This window comes from Sphingomonas sp. DG1-23, assembly GCF_030730875.1.
GTDB lineage: Bacteria > Pseudomonadota > Alphaproteobacteria > Sphingomonadales > Sphingomonadaceae > Sphingomonas.
Genome location: NZ_JAVAMA010000009.1, coordinates 198,565 through 217,446, shown reverse-complemented (window position 1 = coordinate 217,446; position 18,882 = coordinate 198,565). Strand labels below are relative to the sequence as shown.

Annotated in this window: 19 protein-coding genes; 11 read left to right on the top strand and 8 right to left on the bottom strand. The window is 66.8% G+C overall.

Annotated features, from left to right (window positions below; all coding sequences use genetic code 11):
- The first annotated feature begins 20 nt into the window (after window positions 1–20).
- From Q9Q95_RS15490 to tmk, 4 genes are all read left to right on the top strand, one after another.
- Window positions 21–536 carry a hypothetical protein gene (locus Q9Q95_RS15490; protein ID WP_306098039.1) on the top strand — a complete coding sequence of 172 codons (516 nt, stop codon included), beginning with the start codon at window positions 21–23 and terminating at the stop codon, window positions 534–536.
- A 128-nt stretch (window positions 537–664) separates the two neighbouring features.
- Entirely contained in the window at window positions 665–1,774 is a 1,110-nt protein-coding gene (locus tag Q9Q95_RS15485; RefSeq protein WP_306098038.1) for a helix-turn-helix domain-containing protein, read from the top strand.
- 79 nt (window positions 1,775–1,853) lie between these two features.
- On the top strand, window positions 1,854–3,458 hold the full coding sequence (locus Q9Q95_RS15480) for a bifunctional diguanylate cyclase/phosphodiesterase (protein WP_306098037.1): 1,605 nt from the start codon (window positions 1,854–1,856) through the stop codon (window positions 3,456–3,458).
- A 30-nt stretch (window positions 3,459–3,488) separates the two neighbouring features.
- The gene (tmk, locus tag Q9Q95_RS15475) at window positions 3,489–4,136 is read left to right on the top strand and encodes a dTMP kinase (protein WP_306098036.1); all 648 of its coding nucleotides are present in this window, start codon (window positions 3,489–3,491) and stop codon (window positions 4,134–4,136) included.
- 214 nt (window positions 4,137–4,350) lie between these two features.
- Here tmk and Q9Q95_RS15470 read toward each other — a convergent pair whose 3' ends face one another.
- A complete protein-coding gene (locus Q9Q95_RS15470) occupies window positions 4,351–4,977 on the bottom strand; it encodes a DUF4198 domain-containing protein (RefSeq protein WP_306098035.1) in 627 nt (208 codons plus the stop codon).
- Between the two features lie 272 nt (window positions 4,978–5,249).
- Between Q9Q95_RS15470 and Q9Q95_RS15465 the strand changes: the two genes are divergently transcribed.
- The 3 genes from Q9Q95_RS15465 to Q9Q95_RS15455 all read left to right on the top strand — a co-directional run bounded on the left by Q9Q95_RS15465 (window position 5,250) and on the right by Q9Q95_RS15455 (window position 8,133).
- The gene (locus Q9Q95_RS15465; RefSeq protein WP_371876786.1) at window positions 5,250–6,356 is read left to right on the top strand and encodes a fumarylacetoacetate hydrolase family protein; all 1,107 of its coding nucleotides are present in this window, start codon (window positions 5,250–5,252) and stop codon (window positions 6,354–6,356) included.
- A gap of 87 nt (window positions 6,357–6,443) precedes the next feature.
- The gene (locus Q9Q95_RS15460) at window positions 6,444–7,241 is read left to right on the top strand and encodes an SDR family NAD(P)-dependent oxidoreductase (protein WP_306098034.1); all 798 of its coding nucleotides are present in this window, start codon (window positions 6,444–6,446) and stop codon (window positions 7,239–7,241) included.
- A gap of 1 nt (window position 7,242) precedes the next feature.
- Window positions 7,243–8,133 (top strand): SMP-30/gluconolactonase/LRE family protein, encoded by an 891-nt coding sequence (locus tag Q9Q95_RS15455; protein ID WP_306098033.1) that lies wholly within the window; start codon window positions 7,243–7,245, stop codon window positions 8,131–8,133.
- 60 nt (window positions 8,134–8,193) lie between these two features.
- Here the strand turns inward: Q9Q95_RS15455 and Q9Q95_RS15450 are convergent, their stop codons facing one another.
- Window positions 8,194–8,703 carry a MarR family winged helix-turn-helix transcriptional regulator gene (locus Q9Q95_RS15450; RefSeq protein ID WP_306098032.1) on the bottom strand — a complete coding sequence of 170 codons (510 nt, stop codon included), beginning with the start codon at window positions 8,701–8,703 and terminating at the stop codon, window positions 8,194–8,196.
- A 289-nt stretch (window positions 8,704–8,992) separates the two neighbouring features.
- Between Q9Q95_RS15450 and Q9Q95_RS15445 the strand changes: the two genes are divergently transcribed.
- Window positions 8,993–9,439 carry a nuclear transport factor 2 family protein gene (locus Q9Q95_RS15445; RefSeq protein WP_306098031.1) on the top strand — a complete coding sequence of 149 codons (447 nt, stop codon included), beginning with the start codon at window positions 8,993–8,995 and terminating at the stop codon, window positions 9,437–9,439.
- Between the two features lie 18 nt (window positions 9,440–9,457).
- Here Q9Q95_RS15445 and Q9Q95_RS15440 read toward each other — a convergent pair whose 3' ends face one another.
- Complete coding sequence (locus Q9Q95_RS15440) at window positions 9,458–11,101, bottom strand: hypothetical protein (protein ID WP_306098030.1); 1,644 nt, start codon at window positions 11,099–11,101, stop codon at window positions 9,458–9,460.
- Between the two features lie 159 nt (window positions 11,102–11,260).
- Between Q9Q95_RS15440 and Q9Q95_RS15435 the strand changes: the two genes are divergently transcribed.
- Together Q9Q95_RS15435 and Q9Q95_RS15430 are read left to right on the top strand one after the other, a co-directional pair.
- Window positions 11,261–11,518 (top strand): hypothetical protein, encoded by a 258-nt coding sequence (locus tag Q9Q95_RS15435; RefSeq protein WP_306098029.1) that lies wholly within the window; start codon window positions 11,261–11,263, stop codon window positions 11,516–11,518.
- A 76-nt stretch (window positions 11,519–11,594) separates the two neighbouring features.
- Window positions 11,595–12,080, top strand: coding sequence for a hypothetical protein (locus Q9Q95_RS15430; protein ID WP_306098028.1), 486 nt, complete (start codon window positions 11,595–11,597; stop codon window positions 12,078–12,080).
- Window positions 12,081–12,094: 14 nt separating this feature from the next.
- On the opposite strand, the gene Q9Q95_RS15425 is transcribed toward Q9Q95_RS15430, so the two are convergent.
- Complete coding sequence (locus tag Q9Q95_RS15425) at window positions 12,095–12,901, bottom strand: glutaredoxin family protein (protein ID WP_306098027.1); 807 nt, start codon at window positions 12,899–12,901, stop codon at window positions 12,095–12,097.
- A gap of 55 nt (window positions 12,902–12,956) precedes the next feature.
- Between Q9Q95_RS15425 and Q9Q95_RS15420 the strand changes: the two genes are divergently transcribed.
- The gene (locus Q9Q95_RS15420; protein ID WP_306098026.1) at window positions 12,957–13,388 is read left to right on the top strand and encodes a MerR family DNA-binding protein; all 432 of its coding nucleotides are present in this window, start codon (window positions 12,957–12,959) and stop codon (window positions 13,386–13,388) included.
- A gap of 21 nt (window positions 13,389–13,409) precedes the next feature.
- Here the strand turns inward: Q9Q95_RS15420 and Q9Q95_RS15415 are convergent, their stop codons facing one another.
- The 4 genes from Q9Q95_RS15415 to Q9Q95_RS15400 all read right to left on the bottom strand — a co-directional run bounded on the left by Q9Q95_RS15415 (window position 13,410) and on the right by Q9Q95_RS15400 (window position 18,867).
- Window positions 13,410–14,093: a GNAT family N-acetyltransferase gene (locus tag Q9Q95_RS15415; RefSeq protein WP_306098025.1), complete on the bottom strand. Its 684-nt coding sequence runs from the start codon at window positions 14,091–14,093 to the stop codon at window positions 13,410–13,412.
- A gap of 209 nt (window positions 14,094–14,302) precedes the next feature.
- Window positions 14,303–16,081 (bottom strand): IlvD/Edd family dehydratase, encoded by a 1,779-nt coding sequence (locus Q9Q95_RS15410; protein ID WP_306098024.1) that lies wholly within the window; start codon window positions 16,079–16,081, stop codon window positions 14,303–14,305.
- Between the two features lie 161 nt (window positions 16,082–16,242).
- The gene (locus tag Q9Q95_RS15405) at window positions 16,243–17,658 is read right to left on the bottom strand and encodes a sugar porter family MFS transporter (protein WP_306098023.1); all 1,416 of its coding nucleotides are present in this window, start codon (window positions 17,656–17,658) and stop codon (window positions 16,243–16,245) included.
- 90 nt (window positions 17,659–17,748) lie between these two features.
- Complete coding sequence (locus tag Q9Q95_RS15400; RefSeq protein WP_306098022.1) at window positions 17,749–18,867, bottom strand: LacI family DNA-binding transcriptional regulator; 1,119 nt, start codon at window positions 18,865–18,867, stop codon at window positions 17,749–17,751.
- Window positions 18,868–18,882 lie beyond the last annotated feature (15 nt).

Genomic DNA, 18,882 nt, shown 5'->3' with positions numbered 1-18,882 from the left:
CAGATAGCTGGAGAGGGCCAATGTACGGCGAGATCGAGATGAGCGAAGGCACGCAGGGCGGCTGGGCGATGATGCCGCGTCCCAATCGCCGCCTGACCGCGCTGGCCCGCGAGGTTGCGCGCCACGCGCAGCCGCTGCTGCCCGAAGGCGCGGGACTGTTCATGGGTCTCGAAACCGATGCCGCCGGCGCCATTCACTTGCTCTGGTGGCGCTCGGACGATTTCGCCAAGGTCGCCGAGATCAGCGCATCGCCCGAAGGCTTTTGCGCGATCGACACCGAGGAGGGCGCCCTTCAGGAAGCCGCTGCCGAGTTGCTCGACTATCTCGCCGGCCGCTGGCCGAGCCCGCCCGCGGGCTTTGGCGTGATCACCGACGGCACCGGCGTCGCCTTCGCGCCCGATCACCCCGCTCCATCCGCATCGGGCTGGCTGCTGCGTCAGGTGACCGGCAGCGCCCCCTTGCTCGCGATCGTCGCGCTCGATCCGTCGGGCCCTTGTGCATTGCTCGCCCAGCGGCAGGAACGTTCGCTCCATTAAGTTTGGATGCCAGTTCCACTAAACGGGACGCTCATTCTATTAAAGGATGCAGCGTTAACCTTGCATTATTCTTGTTACGCTTCATGAAGGTCGCAAGCGGCATTAGCCCGCGGAGGATCGACATGGCGATGGCAAAGGGGAACGGAAGGCGGCAGGGCGGTGCCCGTGCAGCGCCCGGCGAGGTGCCGGTCGATCTGCATCGCTGCTTCGTCTTCCCCAATCGAATGCGCGAGCAGCGGCATGCCGCCGGCCATGCCAGGCTGCTCCGCCTCGCGTCGCTCCTTCCCGACATTCCCTATATCCGCCTGTCCAAGATCGAGCGCGGCGAAGTCGTGCCGCGGCCCGAGGAGTTGCGCCGCATCGCCGCGGCGCTGAACATCGCCCCCGCCGATCTGCTGCTCGACGTCGACGCGCCGGGCTTCGATATCGGCCTGTGGGCCGAGCCCTTTCTCGACGGCGCGCCCGTCGATCTCGCCGAGGAACGCTTCGCGGTATTGCTCGCAGCGGCGCTCCGCGCGCGCCGCACCGGCGATCCCGCGCTGACCATCGCCGCGATCGAGCGCGACTACGGTCTCGCCCCGGTCAATTTGTCACGCATCGAAAACGCCCAGAAAACGTTCGATCGCTGGAATGCCGCGACACGACACGCATTGTACCAGCTTCTCCGCGTCGCCGATGAGGCCGAGCTCCGCGATCATATCGCGGGGCTGCACGCCGCCGGCGGGCTCGACGCTTTCCTCGCTTATATCGCCAGCCCTGCCGCCCGCCACGAGCGCACCCGCGCCCGGATCGCCGAGATTTCGGCCGCGCTGCAGGCCGGAGACGCCGTCGCCGCGCCGGTCGTGGCGCCGCTTCCGGTGAGCGGCGCGGTATCGATCCGGCTGGTTCCCGTGCTCGGCGCGCCGCTCGCGCAGGGGCTGATTGCCGACACGCCCACCTCCGAAAAGGCCGAGGCGCCGCATGCCGCGGGCCCCCGCGCCTTCGGGCTGAAGGTCTGTCGCGCCACGCTGGGCGGCGGACTTCCGGGCCAGGCGGTGGTGATCGTCGATCCCGATCGCCTCCCCTCTTCGGGCAGCCTCGCGGCGCTGCGCGAGGAAGCCGGCTGGCGGCTGCTCTCCGTCGGGTCCGATCGCGAGGGGCGGATGATCGGCTATAGCAGCAATCCCGAACTCGAGGTCGTGCTCGACGATTGCGATCCGTCCCGACTCGCCGCACTGGTCAGCGCCATCTTCCCCTGAAGCCCGGCCCATCCGCCCAACACTCTGAATAATCTCCTATAAAGCATGTTTGAGGCATTGCGCTGCAGGGAGTTGGGCAATGAAGGGCCGGCTGCGTCGCTTGTTCGTCAGCTATCGGGATTACCTGCTCATCGTCGCGCCCGTGGCGGCGATGCTGCTGCTCGGCGCGCTGTTCGATCTGAGCGAACGCCTGCAGGCCTTCGCCACCCGGCACGAGCACTGGCAGCTCGACGAACTGTTCCCGGCCTTCTGCATCGCCGGCTTGCTCTACATGGTGCTGCTCGTCGGCCGGACCCGCGGGCTGCGGCGCGAGTTGCGCCGCCGTCGTCGCGCGGAGAGTGAAGCCAACCAGCTCGCCCGGTTCGATTCGCTCACCGGTCTCGTCAATCGCCGCGCTCTGGTCGCGCATATCGCCACGCGCGGCGCCGCGATCAGGCTCGGGACCGAGATCAGCCTGTTCATGCTCGATCTCGATCGCTTCAAGCCGGTCAACGACACCTACGGCCATGAAGGCGGCGACGCGGTTCTGGTCACCATCGCCCGCCGGATCGAGCAGCAGATCGGCGCAACCGGATTGGTCGCGCGGCTCGGCGGCGACGAATTCGCCTGCGTGCTCGAGCATCCGGCAGGGTCGCAAATCCCGATCGAGACGGCCGAGGCGCTCCTCGCCCTCGTCGCGAGGCCCGTCCAGCTGCGCGGCGGGCTCGCTGAAGTCAGCGCCTCGATCGGCCTCGTCACCTGCCCCCCCGGCGGATCCGAAGCCGAAGAGATGCTGCGCGCCGCCGACTTCGCGATGTACCGCGCCAAGAAATCGGGCCGTTCGAGCTATTGCGTCTTCGCCGCCGAGATCGAGGCCGAAATGGGCGAACGCGCCCAGCTCGAGCTCGACATGCACGCCGGCATCCATCGCGGCGAGTTCGTCCCTTATTTCCAGCCGATCGTCGCGCTCGCTTCGGGCGAGATGATCGGCTTCGAAGCCCTTGCCCGCTGGAATCATCCGACCCGCGGCCTGATCGCGCCCGATCTGTTCATCCCGATCGCCGAGGATGCGGGGATGATCCAGGACCTCGGCTTCGCGGTGCTGCGCCGCGCCTGTATCGAAGCGCGGCAATGGCCGCAGCATCTCACTTTGTCGGTCAACATCTCGCCGCTCCAGCTCAACGATCCGTGGCTGCCCCAGCGCATTCTCCAGGTGCTGTGCAGCACCGGCTTCGCTCCCGGACGCCTGATCGTCGAGATCACCGAGACCCGCCTCGTCCAGGACATCGAGGCCGCGCGCGTCATTCTGGTTTCGCTGCGCAGCGCCGGCATTCAGATCGCGCTCGACGATTTCGGCACCGGCTATGCCAGCCTCAAGCATCTGCGCGAGTTGCAGTTCAACCGGATCAAGATCGATCGCGGCTTCGTCCAGAATATGCGCGACGACGAGAACGGCCAGATCGTCCGCGCGATCCTGAGCCTCAGCGAAGGCCTCGGCCTCCCCGTCACCGCCGAAGGCATCGAGACCGGCGAGAATGCCGAGCTGCTCACTCGCCTCGGGTGCGAATACGGCCAGGGATTCCTCTACAGCCGCGCGGTCGAGGCCGGAGAGGCGCTCGAAATGGCGTGCGCGGCGCATTATCTCGGCCTCAACGCCGCGGAAGCGCCCGACGCGCCGCACGCGATCCGCCGCGCCACGCCGTGACATCGCGCGCCGCCCTGCTAAGGCGGGCGCATGCACAAAGCTTCCTTCTTCGCAGTCGAGGGAGTCGACGGATCCGGCAAGTCGGGCATGGTGGCCGGCATCGTCGCGCATCTCGCCGATAGCGGCGCTCCCGCGATCGCCACGCGCGAGCCCGGGGGCACCCCGCAGGGCGAGAAAATCCGGTCGCTGCTGCTGTCGGGCGCCGACCATGCGTGGGATCAGCAATCCGAATTGCTGATGATGACCGCGGCGCGCGTCGAGCATGTCCGGCGTATCATCCTGCCCACGCTCGAGCGCGGCATCTCGGTGGTGTCGGATCGCTATGTCGGATCGACCATCGCCTATCAGGGCGCCGGCCGCGGCATGTCCGAAAGCTATATCCGCCATCTCCACAAGGAAGCGGTCGGCGACGTCTGGCCCGATCTGGTCGTGATCCTCGATCTCGACCCCGAGATCGGCCTCGCGCGGAGCCGGCAGCGGCTCAGCGCCGGCGCGATCGACGAGGGCCGCTTCGAGACCCTCGATCTGGATTTCCACCGCCGCATCCGCCAGTCCTTTCTCGATCAGGCCGCAAAGACCCCCGCGCGGCATGTCGTGATCGACGCGCTCGGCACGCCGGACGAGGTCCGCGCGCGGGCGATCGACGCGATCGAAATGTGGCGAGCGGCCCGAAAATGACTGTCATCCCGAAAGCCGGTTTTATCCAAATCTCTGATTTGGATAGAAGATCGAGCTGTCCGGGATCGACCGTGAGGCGCGTATCCGGGGGGGCGGTGGATCCCGGACTGCAAGGCTTTCCGGCGTAAAACCTTCGGTTGTCCGGGAAAGCCTGACATCCGGGATGACGAAAGAGCCAAACATTCCGGCTGAGGCAGAGAATCCTGCCCTGCTCTCACCCCGCCACGAACGTCGTCGTGGTGATCCGGTGCACGGCATCCACGGCCCCGCCGGGCAGCGTCGCCGCGCCTTCCTTCTGCGTTGCCGACAGGATGTAGCGCCCCTTCTCGCGCACCGGGACCTCAAGCGCGCCGGCAGCATCGGCGACCATCGTCTTCGACCATTTCTCCGGCGTGATCACCACGACCTTGGCCCCCGCGACCGGCTTGCCGTCGCGTATCACCACGAAGCGGCTCGCCCCGGCAGTGGCGGGCACGATCTCGAACGGCAGCAGCGCGCGCGGATCGTTGCGCCCGGCGCGGGCATAATAGACCACGCCTTCTTTCTTTCCCTCGGAATCCCAGGGCGCGAAGACATTGTCGTCCCACGCCCGCACGTCGCCCGCAGGTGTCTTGACCTCGAGATAGCCGGCCTTGCGCACCATCGCCGCGTCGGCGCCTGCCAGCAGCTTCGGTGCCGTCAATTTGGCGAATTCGGGATCGCCGCCCTCGGGGAGCACATCGCCGGGCTCGCCCAGATAGATGCGCGCAGCGCCGTTGCCGTCGCGCTCGATCCACACCTCATGGGCCTGGGCTGCGCCGCACGCACCCAGCATCAGCGCCGCCAATATCAGTCGCTTCATTGCGTCCTCCGAATATGTTGCCCAGCGATGCCGCGGCGTGTTCGCGCTCCCGAACTCGCCGTCGCATCGATTCGCCCAAGCAATAGGATCAACAATGTTGCTAGTCACTATCAATAGCACCCCTTGCGCGAAGCGGCGCAGGCGATTTGTATGATTTTCTACGCCTCCAGCGGCGGTCCCCGGCTTGACAGCGCTCCCGTCGCGACCCAATGGTAGCGCTATCAGAACCAGAACCGTCAGGGCGAGTGATCTTGGAAGCGTCTATAGTTGAATTGCTGCCCGCCGATCATGCGCAGGCCATGCTGGTCGGCCGCATGCTGCTCGATGCCGGCCCCACTCCGGTATTGATTCGCGGTGGCGAAGTTCTCGACGTCTCGGGCACCGCGCCCACCGTCGCAGACCTTCTCGAACGCGACGATATCGCAAGCGTCACCGGCCCACGGATCTGTGCGGTCGAGATACTCGGCACGCCAGCCGCCCCGCGCCTGCTCGCTCCGGTCGATCTTCAGGTGATCAAGGCCTGCGGCGTCACCTTCGCGCTCTCGGCGATCGAACGCGTGATCGAGGAGCGTGCCCGCGGCGATGCCGACAAGGCCGCCGAGATCCGCGGCGACCTCGAGGCAAGGGTCGGCTCGGGCATCCGCGCAGTCGTCCCGGGCAGCGCCGAGGCGGCGAGCCTCAAGGCGGCGTTGATCGACGCCGGCATGTGGTCGCAATATCTCGAAGTCGCGATCGGTCCCGATGCCGAGGTGTTCACCAAGGCCCCGGTGCTTTCCGCAGTCGGCTGGGGCGACGATGTCGGCATCCGCTCGGACAGCGACTGGAACAATCCCGAGCCCGAAGTCGTGCTGCTCGTCGATCGCCACGGAAATCCGCGCGGTGCGACGCTCGGCAACGACGTGAACCTGCGCGATTTCGAGGGTCGCAGCGCATTGCTGCTCGGCAAGGCCAAGGACAACAACGCCTCGACCGCGCTGGGCCCCTTCATCCGGCTGTTTGACGCGCATTTCACGATGGACGACGTCCGCTCGGCAGTGGTCGACCTCGCGATCACCGGGCCCGAGGGCTATACGCTCGCCGGTACCAACAAGATGAGCGAGATCAGCCGCGACCCCACCGATCTCGTCCGCCAGGCGCTGAGCGAGCACCAATATCCCGACGGCTTCGCCCTCTTCCTCGGCACTCTCTTTGCGCCGGTGCAGGATCGCGACCATCCGGGCCGCGGTTTCACGCACAAGCAAGGCGATGTGGTTCGCATCGCCACGCCGAAGCTCGGCGCATTGGTCAACCGCGTCACCACTTCGAAGGCGGCCGCGCCGTGGGAATTCGGGATCCGCGATCTGATGCGCAATCTCGCCGCACGCGGCTTGCTCGGGTGAAAACTCCTTTCATTAGCGAATCGATTCCCTACTTTCATGGCAACCATGCTCACGCGCTCCGCGCGCTCTCAGGAACCCGCTTGCTCCATGTTCGAAGCTGATCCCAACCAGGCGCCGCTCGCACGCGATCAGCGGGCCACCTATCCCAGCCTCCGCGGCAAGCGCGTGCTCGTCACCGGCGGCGGCTCGGGCATCGGCGCCGGCATGGTCGAGGGTTTCGTCCGCCAGGGCGCGCGCGTCACCTTCTTCGACATTGCCGAGGAAGATTCAACGGCCTTGGTCGAGAGCCTGAAAGGTGCCGAGATCGTCCCGGTATTTCAGCGCCTCGATCTCACCGACGTCGCCGCCGTCCAGTCCGCGATCACCGCTTTGATCGAGGAGCATGGCGCGTTCGACATTCTGATCAACAACGCCGCCAACGACGATCGTCACACGATCGACCAGGTCACTCCCGAATATTGGGACAACCGCATCGCCGTGAACCTGCGCCACCTGTTCTTCGCCGCGCAATCGGTGGTTCCCGGCATGAAGGCGCAGGGCGGCGGGGTGATCGTCAATCTCGGCTCGATCTCGTGGCACCTCGCGCTCGAGGAGCTCACCCTCTACCAGACCTGCAAGGCCGGTATCGAAGGCCTCACCCGCAGCTTCGCGCGCGAGCTAGGCCCGCACAATATCCGCTCGGTCTGCATCGTCCCCGGCAACGTCAAGACGCCGCGCCAGATGAAATGGTACACCCCCGAGGGCGAGGCCGAGATCGTCGCGGCGCAATGCCTCAAGGGCCGCCTCGTCCCCGACGACATCGCCGCGATGGCTTTGTTCCTTGCCTCGGACGACGCCCGGCTGGTAACGGGCCACGAATATTTCGTGGACGCAGGGTGGCGATAAGATGAGCAAGGTGGCGATTTCCGAGCCGGTCAGCATCTGGCAGCTCGGGGCGCCGCTCGGCGAGGGCCCGGTCTGGGTCGAGCGCGATCAGGCGCTCTGGTTCGTCGACATCAAGAGCCACAAGATCCACCGCTACGATCCGGCGAACGGCGCGACGCGCAGTTGGGACGCCCCCGGCCAGGTCGGCTTCATCCTGCCGATCGAAAGCGGCGGCTTCGTCGCCGGGCTCCAGACCGGTCTCAGCAAGTTCGACGAGCGCGACGGCAGCTTCACCCATATCTGCGCGCCCGAGCCCGAAAAGCCCGGCAACCGTCTCAACGACGCCACCGTCGATCCGCAGGGCCGCTTGTGGTTCGGCAGCATGGACGATGGCGAGAGCGACATCACCGGCGCGATCTACCGCCTCGGCAGCGACGGCAGCTGCGTCGCGGTGAGCCCGCACGTCGCGATCACCAACGGCCCCGCGGTCTCGCCCGACGGCAAGACGCTCTACCATGTCGATACGCTCGTCGGCGTGATCTATGCCTGCGACATCGCCGGGGACGGCAGCTTGGCCAATCGCCGCGAATTCGTCCGCATCCCCAACGCGGAAGGCCATCCCGACGGCCCGACCGTCGACAGCGAAGGCTGCATCTGGGTCGGCCTGTATAATGGCTGGGGCGTGCGCCGCTATTCGCCCGAAGGCGAGCTGCTCGAGACGGTCAAGTTCCCGGTCAGCGCGATCACCAAGATCGCGTTCGGGGGCCCGGACCTGAAGACCGTCTTCGCCACCACCGCCAACAAGCACCTCGCCCCCGCCGATCTCGGCAAGGAGCCCCATGCCGGCGACCTGTTCCGCTTCGAGGTCAGCGTTGCCGGCCAGAGCGGCATGCTCATCCGCGAGGGCGTCTGAACCCGGCTTGTTGCGATAGAGTCGCAACAAAGTTGCGAACGTTTAGCAATAGCCGAGGCTTCAGGACGCCTCCGCCCCCTGCTCCATCGTCGCTTCCAGCTTCTTGAGCAGAGTCGAAAGCACCCATTGCTCCTTGTCGGCGAGCCCGGTCAGTAGCTGCGCCTGGAGCGCCATCTCCTCGCGAAACGCCTGCTCGACCAGCCCTCTGCCCTTGGGCGAGAGCTCGACGAAAACACTGCGTTTATCGTCACTTGCGGCGGGCCGGCGGATCATCCGCGCCACTTCGAGCTTGTTGAGCCGCGCAGTCAGCCCGCCCGAGGAAATGCCCAGCGCGCGATAGAGTTCGGTCGGCCGCAGCCGATGCGGCGGCGGCGCAGCGCGCAGGGTGGCGAGCACGTCATAGCCGCCGCCGTCGATCCCGTGCCGTGCGAGCAGCGGCTCGGCCGCGGCTCGCGCCTTGAGCGCGATCCGCCGCACCCGTCCGAGCACCGAAAGCCCGCGCGTATCGACATCGGGCATCGCCGCGGACCAGAGCGTGATCAATTGGTCGACAGGATCGGTCTCGGCCATATCATCTCGTCATCAAGACATATATCTCGACGCCGAGAAACTCGGTGAAAAGATACATGCCTCCAAGACAAGATACTTATCTCGAAGTCAAGTTATTTATCTCGAAGGCAAGAAATTTGCCGAGCCGCAACTCGTGGGTAAGAACCCCTCGACACGGCGATATTCGCGCAATTTTTAACGGTTTTGCAAGCACTTTCGCCGCGGGCGCGTGCCGGCCGAGGCGAGTCGCGGGGCTTGCCACGCTTCCCCCGCGCGCTAGGCTCCCGCCCGGACAACAGGAAGGCGACGAATGTCCCAATTTCTCGTGCACGGCCTTATGCTCGCGAGTTCCGTCATCGCCGCCCCCGCCGCGCAAACCAACGCCCCGCAGCAGCTCCTCGCCGTCGCCGACGCGTTCGATCGGGCCCAGCTGACCAAGGACGCCGCGACGCTCGACAAGATGGTCGCCGACGACCTCATCTTCATCGAAGCGAGCGGCAAGCGTTCGGGAAAACACGCCTTCATCGCCGGCTGGACCGCCGCGGGCGACCGCTTCGATCCGGTCACCCTCGTCGATCGCCGCATCGTGTCGCTCGGCCGCGAGGCCTTTCTCGTCACCGCCGAAACCACGCTCACCGGCAGCTCGGACGGAAAGCGCTTCGCCAGCGCCTTCCGCTTCACCGACACGTTCCGCTGGAGCCACGGGCGCTGGCAGGCGGTCCACATCCAGGTGACGCGCCTCCCCGCCGGCAAATGATGCCGGTGGCGGCAGCCGTCACACCTTCTGCTTTTCCTCGTAGTAGAGCGGCCCCAGCGCGTCGATGATCGTCACGGCGTCCAGCGCCCGCTCCGGCTCGACTCCGGCGTCGACCGGACGGATCGTCAGCTCGGTCTTGAAACCCTGTGCGACGCTGCTGATCGGCACGCCCCCGCGCGACGTGGTCAGCCGCCGGGTATAATCATTGCGATCGACGATCACGAAGGCCGGCTTGCCCGCCGCACGCGCCACTTCGGCCGCGCGCAACAGGGTCATCTCCTGCACCAGCGCCGAGGACGGGGTGTTGCCGATGAACTCGACCTTGGTGGTCCCGTCGGGATTCGCCTTGGTGCGGAAGCCGTCGGTCCGGTCGATCCCGCCGAGCAGGCTGGTGCCGAGGCTGAGCGCCCCGCCGACCAGCGCTCCGAGGATATTGGGCCGCGCGCGCTCATAATCGACCACCGCCCGCGGCGTCTCGGGCGCCAGCAGCGCCTCCGAGGCCATCCCGCGCAATGCCTTTTGCCGCTCCTCGGCCAGCGCCTTCGAGAAGCTCGTCACGTCGGGCACCAAAGCCGCATCCTTCGCCGGGACCGCCGCCTTGAGCGCGCCCATCAATTCGATCGTGGCGGCATCGTTCGGCATCTGCGCCGCGACGAGCGCCGCAATCGCTTCGGGGACCCGCGCTTCGGCGACGGCGATCCGCGCCTCGACCTGCCGCCCGCGCGTGTCGATATAGCGGTCGAGCGCCTCCCACGTCATGCCGCCGAAGCTGAACCGCGTCGCCGATTGCGGCGTCGCTGCCGGGCGTGCCGCGGTGACCCGGCTGCGCAGCGCGGCGAGCTCGCGGCGGGCGCCGGCGGGATCGCCGGTGGCGGCGCGCGCATAAGCGACGTGCAGCGTCACCATCGTGCCGACGATCATCTCCGAACCGACGTTCAGCACCACGAACTTGTCCGAGGCGAGCGGCGCGGCCGGCCAGTCGATCTTGACGCCGGGAGCCTGGGCCACGACGCCGGCGAAATTGCCGATCTCGGCCTCCTTGACCAAAGCGAGCATGCCGGATTTCGGAGTCAGCCGGGTGCCGGCGAGCCAGGGCGAGGGCGAAGCGGTCCCCAATGGCCGACCGGCCTGCAGCACGGTCGCGGCCACGCGCTGGACGTCGACCGAATAGGGCCGCGCCGCCTGCGCCGCCTGTGCGAGCGGCAGCGCCCCCGCCACGTCGCCCGAGCCGGCCAGCGCCAGTGCGCGCAGCAGATCGAGCGACACGCCCATGCTGCGGTGATAGAAGCGGTCCGCCGCGAGCCCGCCCGCGGCTGCCCGGGCGAGGTCGAGATCGGCGAGCGCCTTGGCCGCATCGCCGCTCTCGAGCTGCGCCGCCGCCCGCGCGCGCAGCAGATGCACCCGGCGAAGCGTCTGGCCGGGCAACAGCCGCGGGCTGGCGAGCGCGCGCGTGCACGCGCCGATCACCACCGCGGGCAGCTGGTTCCGCGACAATCCGAAGGAATAGCCGCTCTCGCGCGCCTCGCCGCGCATCCCGTCGCTCTGCTTGCCGGGATGAACGCGCCCGTCGCAGGTCTCGAAATCCTGCTTGTCCGAAGCCAGCGCCGGTGTCGCGACAAGCGCACCGAGCGCGAGCAGTACAAAGCCGCTCCGCAACTGCATTCTACTTCCCCCCCAGATAGTTGATCGAGGATATTCATGCCCCGATCTGCTCGCAAGCATATATCCTTCTCTAATCGTTACCGAATTGGTGCATGATCCGCGCGGCGTGCGCGGCATCGACGGACTTGCCTCGCCGCGACTTTGGCCTAGTCAGCAGCCATGGACTTTGACGACCAGCTCCGCCGCTATTTCGGCACCGCCGATCTTGCCACGCTCAGCCCCGACGCGCTCGCCGACGGCACCGATCGCATCCGCGTCGATCTCGGCCTCGAGCGTGATCGCAACCGCCGCTTCGCGCTCTGGGCGCTGCTCCACATCCTCGGCAGCGCCCCCGCTCTCGACGTGGCGTTCGAGGACGAGGCCGACCGCGAAGCCGCCCGCAACTTCATGGACCTGTTCGCAGCCGATCAGGAGTGAGGCCGCGCGAGGGCGAGATTTGCTGCACGATCGTGCAGCCGACGTGATACGATCGCCGCGCCGGGAGGGGCTCGTCATGATGATCCAACATGCTCTGCTTTCGCTGATGATCGGCGCGACGCCGGCAGCGGCACAGGTCACCCTCTCGCCCGCCGATCAGGCTGCGGCGTTCAAGGCGGCGGGCTTCGAGAAGCACGGCGCTGCGTGGCATGGCTGCGGCGATCCGGGCACCGCCAGCTACACCCCCGGCGCGATCGAGACCGTCCGTGACCTCGACGGCGACGGCCGCCCCGAAGCGGTGATCACCGAGGGCAGCACCGCCTGTTTCGGCGGCGACGAGATGGGCTACACCCTCGTCAGCAAGCAAGCCGATCGATCTTGGAAGTCGATCGCCAGCGGCACGGGAATTCTCGCAATTCTCGCGACCAAGGGTGTCGCCGGCTGGCCCGATCTCGAAATCGGCGGCCAGGGCTTCTGCTTCCCGGTCCAGCGCTGGAACGGCAAGGCCTATGTCCTCCACCGCCACCAATATGAAGGCAAGCCCTGCCGGCCTGCCCGCTAGCCGGCTGCCGACACCTACCCCGCGCCGGGAACCAATGTCGGGGTCGCATGCGCGTTGCCCCCGAGGAAGCCAGGAGCAGAAAGTCCCATCCACGCCGCCATCGCGATCATCATCAGGTTTTCGGTCAGCGACACGAAGCCGAGCGGTACGTTGCTGTTGCCGCCGACGCAGGCACATTTCAACGCGCGCTTGTCGACATAGACGGCCTTGAAGACGGACATTGCGCCGACCATCCCGATGAAGAGCGCGGCGGGCACCGAAAGCCAAGGCAGCGCACCGGCAACCATCAGCAGGCCCGCCAGCCCCTCGGCAAACGGGTAGATGTAGGAATAGGGCACCCAGCGCTTCGCGAGTATATCGTAGTTGAGAAACATTGTGGCGAAGCTCTCGACATTCTGGAGCTTCAGGAGCGCCAGCACGACCATGCTGAAACCGACGAACCATTCGCCGGCACGCACGGTGATCGGCGTGCCGTAAACGGCGTAGCTGACGCCCAGTGCCATCGAGGCCGTCATCGCGAACAGCACCGCCACCGGCTTGTAGGTAGTCGCCGCAGGGTCGGAAACGGTCTTGCCGAAATGCCGGCGCAGATCGTCATATCCTCCGACGCGCTCGTCTCCGATGAAGATCTGCGGGGTTGTCTCGACCCGATGTTCCGCTTTGAATGCGTCCGTTTCGGCGCGCGTGCGGAGCCAATGATCCTCGACCACATAGCCTTCGCGCCGCAGGAGGTGTTTGGCCTTCAGCCCATAGGGGCAGACATGCTTGTCCATCACCATGCGGTAGAGGACGGCGCGACGGGGTTCGGGGTGCGAGGTCATTGCGGCAGCTTTCGACTAGTTTTCATCTGGCTGCCGCCCATATAAGCTCCGTACCATGGTACGGAGTCAAGCGGTGTCGGGATTGACGATTGCCGGGCTGGCCCGCGCGGGTGAAGTCGGCGTCGAGACAGTGCGCTATTATCAGCGACGTGGCCTGTTGCAGACGCCGGATCGCCCCGGCGGCGCGGGGCATACGGGTGGCATTCGGCGCTATGACAGTGCCGATGTGCGCCGCCTCAGGTTCATTCGTTCGGCGCAGACGGCAGGGTTCACGCTCGAGCAGATCGGCGAGCTACTTGCGCTGGATGCGACCGACGATCGGGCGCGGGCCCGCGAACTCGCTCGCGAGCGGATCGCAGCGCTGGATGCCCGGATCGAGGAACTGGACAAAGCCCGCGCTTCGCTTCGAAAGCTCGCGCAGGAGTGCGGCGGCAGGTTGGCCGGACCGTGTCCGATCCTGACTTCGTTCGATCAGGTCGCGAGCTGAATCAACCTTCGCGACCGAGCGCTACCCGTCCGGCTCGAGCACCGTCACATTGACCTCGCAGCGCACCCTGAAGCCCAAACTCTCGTACAAGGCAATCGCGCCGCGGTTGTCGGCATAAGCATGGAGGAACGGCGTTTCGCCGCGCGCGAGGACCCGCGCCGCCGCCACCCGCATCAATCCGCCGGCATAGCCCCGCCCGCGCTGGTCGGGATGGGTGCAGACCCCGCTGACTTCGGTGAACCCCTCGGGCTTCATCCGCTCGCCAGCCATCGCCACCAGCCGTCCCTGGTCCCGAATGCCGATAAACCCGCCCAGTCGATGCGTCCGCGCGAAGAATGGCCCCGGCTCGGTCAAAGTCGCCAGCGTGAGCATCTCCGCCGCATCCGCGTCACCGAGTTCGAGGAAGTCGAGATCGCGCTCGCCGGTCAGCGTCTCCGCCGCCATCTGCACGCCCATGCGATGCTTCGCCACCGTCGTTCCGGGCACCGGCGGCAGCGGGTCCTTCTGTAGCACGATCGCCGGCCCGGTCGCGCCGATCAGCGCCCCGAGCGCCGCCAGCGAAGCAGGTTCGTGATCGGCAGTGGCCGCGAAGATCGCATAGTCCGGGTCGTAGCGCAGCGCCGCGCCGTCGCCGCGCGCGAGTTGCGATTGCGTCGTCTGCAGCGCAGTCCATGCCGGCCGGTCGAGCGGATGCACCTGTGTCATATCTCGCATCTTGCTCCCTCCGTCAGGAAATCCCGCATCGCGCTTTCAAAATAGGATTTCGCGTGCGACTCTTCGCCGCGCTCTTTGAACCCGTCGAGAATCCCCTCCCCGGACCACGCAACAAACGTACGCAACTTTGTAACGGAATTGCGTGATTGCCGTGCAAACCGTGAATCTTGTCGCCGCAAATCCTATTTCGGGCCCGCGACTCAGTGGTTGTGCCGCGGCACCTTCTCGCTGGTCCGCCGATATTTGAGCGCGAAGTCGAGCACCCCGCCCTCGCCCAATTGCCCGACTTTCTCGCGGTACAATTCTTCCCACGGCGTATTGCTCTCGGGGATCGGCGGCGCCGGCTCGGCTTTCCGCCGCGCGATCTCGTCGGGCGCGACCAGCGCGTCGCAGGTCCCGGCATCGAGGTCGATGCGGATCATGTCTCCGGTGCGCAGCCACGCCAGCCCGCCGCCCGCTGCGCTCTCCGGCGAGGCATTGAGGATCGAGGGGCTGTCCGAAGTGCCCGATTGCCGCCCGTCGCCGAGCGTCGGCAGGCTCATGATCCCCTGCTGGATGAGGTGATCGGGCGGCTGCATGTTGACCACCTCGGCCGATCCGGGCCAGCCGATCGGCCCCGAGCCGCGGATGACGAGGATGCAACTGGCGTCGATGTCGAGCGCCGGATCGTTGATCCGGTGGTGGTAATCGTCCGACCCGTCGAACACGATCGCCCGCCCCTCGAACACGCCTTCGGCGCCGGGCCGCGACAGATAGCGCGCGCGGAAATCGTCCGAGATCACGCTGGTCTTCATGATCGCCATGTCGAACAGATTGCCAGAGAGCACGAGGAACCCGGCTTTGTCCTTGAGCGGCGCATCCCAAGGCAGGATCACGTCGCGATCGCGCACCTTCGCGGCGGCGACATTCTCGGCCAGCGTCTTGCCGGTGCAGGTGAGCACCGACCCGTCTAGCGCGCCATTGGCCAGCATTTCGGTGAGCACCGCGGGAATGCCCCCGGCGCGGTGGAAGCGCTCGGAGAGGAATTCGCCCGCAGGCTGCATGTTGACGACCAGCGGCAGGTCATAGCCGCTGCGCCAGTCGTCCGGGGTGATCTCGATTCCGGCATGCCGTGCCATCGCGACGAGGTGCGGCTGGGCATTGGTCGACCCGCCGATCGCGGTGAGCAATTTGATCGCGTTGAGGAAGCTCGCCTTGCTGAGGATGTTCGACGGCCGCAGATCCTCATAGGCCATCTCGACGATGCGCTTGCCGGTCTCATAGGCGATCTGGCCGCGCTCGCGATACGGCGCCGGGATCATCGCGCAGCCGGGCAGGCTCATCCCCAGCCCTTCGGCGATCGAGTTCATCGTCGATGCAGTGCCCATCGTGTTGCAATGGCCCGAGGAGGGCGCGCTCTCCATCGCGCGCTGGAGGAATTCCTCCTCGTCGATCTCCCCCGCCGCCATCTTGCGCCGGCTCCGCCAGATCACAGTGCCCGATCCGACCAGTTCGCCTTCGTGCCAGCCGTCGAGCATCGGCCCGCCCGACAGCACGATCGCCGGGATGTCGACCGTCGAGGCGGCCATCAGCGAGCTCGGCGTGGTCTTGTCGCAGCCGGTGGTCAGGATCACCGCGTCGATCGGATAGCCGTTGAGGATCTCGACGAGACCGAGATAGGCAAGGTTGCGGTCGAGCGCCGCGGTCGGCCGCCGGCAATTCTCGAAGATCGGATGAAGCGGAAACTCCATCGGCACGCCCCCCGCGGCGAGAATCCCCTCGCGCGCCCGCTTGACCGTCTCGAGGTGGATGCGGTTGCACGGCGCGATGTCGCTCCCCGATTGCGCGATCCCGATGATCGGCCGGCCGCTGCGCAGCTCGTCCGGCGTGATGCCATAGTTCATGAAGCGCTCGAGATAGAGCGCCGCCATGTCGCTGCGGCCGGGCGCGGCGAACCATTCGCGCGAGCGGAACGGGCGGGCGGGGGTGCGGGTCGTCATCGGTCACTCCGAACAAATTCCTCCCCGAGCTCGTCTCGGGGAGGGGGACCAGCCGAAGGCTGGTGGAGGGGCGGCGGTGAAACCGCCGTCTGCGCGGCGGCCCCTCCACCACGCCCTGCGGGCGCGGTCCCCCTCCCCGAGCAAGCTCGGGGAGGAATTGGCTAGCCTTCCATCGCCTCCAGTTCCTTGCCCTTGGTCTCCTGGATGAACCGCTGGACGAGGAAGAAGCTGATCACCGCGCAGACGCCATAGAAGCTGTAGCTGGCGGCGAGACCCCAGCCGGTGAGCATCACCGGGAAGCTCTGCGCGATCAGGTAATTGGCGAACCATTGCGCGAAGCCGCACACCGCCAGCGCCGAGCCGCGGATCTGGTTCGGGAACATCTCGCCGAGCATCACCCACATCACCGGACCCCAGCTGACGTTGAAGAAGATCACATACAGGTTGGCGGCGATCACGGCGATCGTGCCGTTCTGGGTTGAAAGGACCAGCTTGCCGTCGACCAGCGAGCCCTGCGCAAAGGCATAGACCATCACGAACAAGGTGATCGCCATCCCCGCCGAGCCGATCAGCAGCAGCGGCTTGCGGCCAATCTTGTCGATCACTGCGATGGTGACGAAGCACGCCGCGATCGAGACCGCGCCCGAGACGATGTTGATCAGCAGCGAATCTGCCTCGGTGAAGCCGGCGGCCTGCCACAAAGTCGAGCCATAATAGAAGATCACGTTGATGCCGACGAGCTGCTGGAACACCGCGAGCAGCAGCCCCGCCCAGACGATCGCGCGGATGCCGAGAAAGCCGCGCCCACCCCTGGGCGTCAGCACGTCGCTGAGGCGCGGACGGTGATCGGTCGAGAAGCTCGCCTGGATCTCGGCGAGCTTGAGCCCGCCCTCGGTGGCGCCGAACAGCGACGTCAGCACGGCGAGCGCCTCGGGGTTGCGTCCCTTGGAGACGAGGTAGCGCGGGCTCTCCGGGATGAAGAACAGAGCGATCAGGAACACTGCGGCCGGCAGCGCCTGCATCAGATACATCCAGCGCCACGCCTCGATCCCGCCCCAGAACGGATTGGTCGACACGCCCGCGGCGGCGGCGAGATAGTAATTGACCACGAACGCGGCGGTGAGGCCCGAGATGATCATGATCTGCTGGACCGTGGTCATCCGCCCGCGGATGTTCGCCGGCGCGACTTCGGAGATATAGGTCGGCGACAGCACCGAGGCCGCGCCCACCGCCATGCCGCCGAGGATACGCGCGACGACGAAGATAGTGTGGTCGTGCGCTAGCCCCTGGACCAAAGCACCGACGAGGAACAGGATAGCCGCCAGCCGCATCACGTTGCGACGGCCCATGCGGTCCGCCAGCGTGCCCGCGAAGAACGCGCCGATGAAGCAGCCGATCAGCAGCGAGCCGACGGTGAAGCCCAATCCGGCATCGTCGAGCGCGAACGCTGCCTTGAGCCCCGGCTGGGTGCCGTTCACGGCGCCGCTGTCATATCCGAAAAGCAACCCGCCGATCGTCGCGACTGCGACGATGGCGCTGATCAGGCCGATATTGGCCCTCTCGGCGGTCTGGTTCATCCCCACTTCCTCTCCTGGTCACCCGTGCGCGACCCGGCACGGCGTGTTAGCGGTAACGGTGGCCCGGTCGCTCAGGAAAAGCAAGCGTCTCTAACGCAGGCCGGAATTGCTCACGCTGCTCGCGCCGCGACGACCGCCGCTGCCGCGCACCGGTGCCGCGCCTTTGGGCGGCGCCGAGGATTCGCGGACGATCAGTTCGTGATCGAGCACCTGCTCCTCGAGCTTGTCGGCCTCCGACGCGCGATGCGCGCGGATTCGCGCGAGTAGCAGGGTCAGCGCCTCCTCGGCCATTGTCGAGATCGGCTGGCGCACCGTGGTGAGCTCGGGCCAGACGGTGGTGGCGAGCGAGGTATCGTCGAACCCGACCACGCTCAAATCCTGCGGCACGTGGAGCCCGCGGCGATGCGCCACGCCCACCGCGGCCGCGGCCATATCGTCGTTGCTCGCGAAGATCGCCGTCGGCGGCTCCGACCGGTCGAGCAGCCGTTCGGCGGCGACGATGCCCGAACGGAAAGTGAAATAGCCCTGCTCCACCGCCGCCGAGCTGATGTCGATCCCCGCTTCTTCGAGCGCGGCGGCGAAACCGCGATAGCGCTCGGCGCTCGACGTCTGGTTGGGATTGCCGCGAATGAAGCCGATCTTGCGGTGTCCGAGGTCGAGCAGATGCCGGGTCATCGCCGCGGCGCCTTCGAAATCATCGATCCGCACGTTGAGGCTGCGCGCCGGCGGCAGGCCCATCGCCACCGAGACCCACGGGATTCCCGCGGCCTCGAGCTCGGCGCGCACCGGCGCCGCCTCGGAAAGCGGCGGCGGCAGGATCACGCCTTCGACGCTGGTCGAGGCGAAGCTGCGCGTCGCTTCGGCCTGCTCGTCGGGCCGCTCGCTCTCGCACGCCTCGAGCACCAGATGGCAGCCCGCGCGCCGCGCCGCCGCCAGCGCGCCGATCAGGAATTGCGACAGATATGCCGCCGAAGGATTCGAATAAAGCAGCCCGATCTGGGTCGCGTCGCCCGCGGCGAGGCTGCGCGCCGCGCTGTTCGGCGAATAATTGAGCTGCGCGATCGCGGCGAGCACGGCCTCGCGCGTGGTCTCGCGCACATTGGTGCCGCCATTCACGACGCGCGACACGGTCATCGCCGACACGCCAGCGGCGCGTGCGACGTCTTGCACGGTGACCGACCCGCGACTTCTTCGGCTAGGCTTGCTCATCCCTGTCCTTTGCGC

Excerpts from the sequence above, each read along its gene's own strand:
- Q9Q95_RS15490 (WP_306098039.1), top strand. The coding sequence starts at position 21 with ATGTACGGCGAGATCGAGATGAGCGAAGGCACGCAGGGCGGCTGGGCG.
- Q9Q95_RS15485 (WP_306098038.1), top strand. The coding sequence starts at position 665 with ATGGCAAAGGGGAACGGAAGGCGGCAGGGCGGTGCCCGTGCAGCGCCC.
- Q9Q95_RS15480 (WP_306098037.1), top strand. The coding sequence starts at position 1,854 with ATGAAGGGCCGGCTGCGTCGCTTGTTCGTCAGCTATCGGGATTACCTG.
- tmk (WP_306098036.1), top strand. The coding sequence starts at position 3,489 with ATGCACAAAGCTTCCTTCTTCGCAGTCGAGGGAGTCGACGGATCCGGC.
- Q9Q95_RS15470 (WP_306098035.1), bottom strand. The coding sequence starts at position 4,977 with ATGAAGCGACTGATATTGGCGGCGCTGATGCTGGGTGCGTGCGGCGCA.
- Q9Q95_RS15460 (WP_306098034.1), top strand. The coding sequence starts at position 6,444 with ATGTTCGAAGCTGATCCCAACCAGGCGCCGCTCGCACGCGATCAGCGG.
- Q9Q95_RS15455 (WP_306098033.1), top strand. The coding sequence starts at position 7,243 with ATGAGCAAGGTGGCGATTTCCGAGCCGGTCAGCATCTGGCAGCTCGGG.
- Q9Q95_RS15450 (WP_306098032.1), bottom strand. The coding sequence starts at position 8,703 with ATGGCCGAGACCGATCCTGTCGACCAATTGATCACGCTCTGGTCCGCG.
- Q9Q95_RS15445 (WP_306098031.1), top strand. The coding sequence starts at position 8,993 with ATGTCCCAATTTCTCGTGCACGGCCTTATGCTCGCGAGTTCCGTCATC.
- Q9Q95_RS15440 (WP_306098030.1), bottom strand. The coding sequence starts at position 11,101 with ATGCAGTTGCGGAGCGGCTTTGTACTGCTCGCGCTCGGTGCGCTTGTC.
- Q9Q95_RS15435 (WP_306098029.1), top strand. The coding sequence starts at position 11,261 with ATGGACTTTGACGACCAGCTCCGCCGCTATTTCGGCACCGCCGATCTT.
- Q9Q95_RS15430 (WP_306098028.1), top strand. The coding sequence starts at position 11,595 with ATGATGATCCAACATGCTCTGCTTTCGCTGATGATCGGCGCGACGCCG.
- Q9Q95_RS15425 (WP_306098027.1), bottom strand. The coding sequence starts at position 12,901 with ATGACCTCGCACCCCGAACCCCGTCGCGCCGTCCTCTACCGCATGGTG.
- Q9Q95_RS15420 (WP_306098026.1), top strand. The coding sequence starts at position 12,957 with ATGGTACGGAGTCAAGCGGTGTCGGGATTGACGATTGCCGGGCTGGCC.
- Q9Q95_RS15415 (WP_306098025.1), bottom strand. The coding sequence starts at position 14,093 with ATGACACAGGTGCATCCGCTCGACCGGCCGGCATGGACTGCGCTGCAG.
- Q9Q95_RS15410 (WP_306098024.1), bottom strand. The coding sequence starts at position 16,081 with ATGACGACCCGCACCCCCGCCCGCCCGTTCCGCTCGCGCGAATGGTTC.
- Q9Q95_RS15405 (WP_306098023.1), bottom strand. The coding sequence starts at position 17,658 with ATGAACCAGACCGCCGAGAGGGCCAATATCGGCCTGATCAGCGCCATC.
- Q9Q95_RS15400 (WP_306098022.1), bottom strand. The coding sequence starts at position 18,867 with ATGAGCAAGCCTAGCCGAAGAAGTCGCGGGTCGGTCACCGTGCAAGAC.